This is a genomic window from Bartonella sp. AA86SXKL (assembly GCF_042196885.1).
Genome location: NZ_JBHIRE010000116.1, coordinates 1 through 1,179, shown reverse-complemented (window position 1 = coordinate 1,179; position 1,179 = coordinate 1). Strand labels below are relative to the sequence as shown.

Annotated in this window: 1 protein-coding gene; it reads right to left on the bottom strand. The window is 37.4% G+C overall.

Annotated elements, in window-relative coordinates; genetic code table 11:
- Positions 1-226 precede the first annotated feature (226 nt).
- Positions 227-1,123 carry a TrbJ/VirB5 family protein gene (locus ACFIO5_RS10295; RefSeq protein ID WP_375705348.1) on the bottom strand — a complete coding sequence of 299 codons (897 nt, stop codon included), beginning with the start codon at positions 1,121-1,123 and terminating at the stop codon, positions 227-229.
- Between the last annotated feature and the right edge of the window lie 56 nt (positions 1,124-1,179).

Below are 1,179 nucleotides of genomic sequence, written 5' to 3'. Positions count from 1 at the left end.
GGTTAATTTTATCGAAAAGTTGCGTGAACATAGTGAAGTTCATGGCATTCCTCTTTAACGAATTTTCAACTTTTTATCACCTTGAAACATAGATACATGCTAAACACTTCATTTGCATTTATACAGTCCCTAAGTATTTTCACCACGATATCTTGGCTTTGATAAAATCTCTGTGTCTCTTTGAATTATTGGGATAGTACTGAACCCTGTAAATTAGCTTTTGTGTTCATCGTATGATCGGTATCTGTTTTTTTTCATTGTTAAAAAACATCATATCAAGTTCGCGTCGTTTCTTTTTGATAAGTGATTGCTCAGCATCATGTAAATACGCTACCATTTCCATTTTTATAAATTCATTTTGGATCATAGCTAATGTACCATCGATATGTGCTTGAAGATCTGCAATGTCTTTCAGTTTTTCTTTTGTTTGAAGCTCATCGAGTAGTCCTCTGAGGTATTGAAAACGACTTTCTATGTTTTCAAAACTTTCCAAACTCACAGCTTTATCTTGAACAGATACAGATTGTAAACGCCCAGAAATAGCTTTGCTGATTTGATCAAAGTTCCCAGAAACTTTGTTTTCTTCCTCCAAGACCTCTTGATATGATTGCCTTGAAAGCTTACTGTCTGTATAAAGAAATTCTGGCTCTTTAAGAAAAAAACTAGAAAAGTCTATTTGCTTTGGGTTTGTTTTCTGATCCTTTGTTATAGCCTGATAAGCTTTTTCTACTTGTGAAAGTTGTTGTCTTTTCGAATCAAGCTGCTTTTTTAAGAGCTCAATAATTTCTCCTTTTTTTAAAAGCTGAAGGATTTCCGAATATTCTGCTGATAGAGCAGGTTGTGGCGGTGAAGCAGGTTGTGGCGGTGAAGCAGGTTGTGGCGATGGAGCAGGTTGTGGCGGTGAAGCAGGTTGTGGCGATGGAGCAGGTTGTGGCGATGGAGCAGGTTGTGGCGATGGAGCAGGTGAATTCTGTTTAGTATGTGATTCCGAAAGAATCTGTGCCCTTAAAAGATTTAGCCGCACGCTACTACCTAAATGACTTCCATCAAAATTGCTTGCATATGCCAAATTTATCATTCCCAAAAGGGTAATCATTCCTGTTATAATAAATTGCTTTTTCATCTGTCTCCTCGCTTGATTTCGGCAGGGATTGTTTTATTAATAGGCACGCGGTTCCT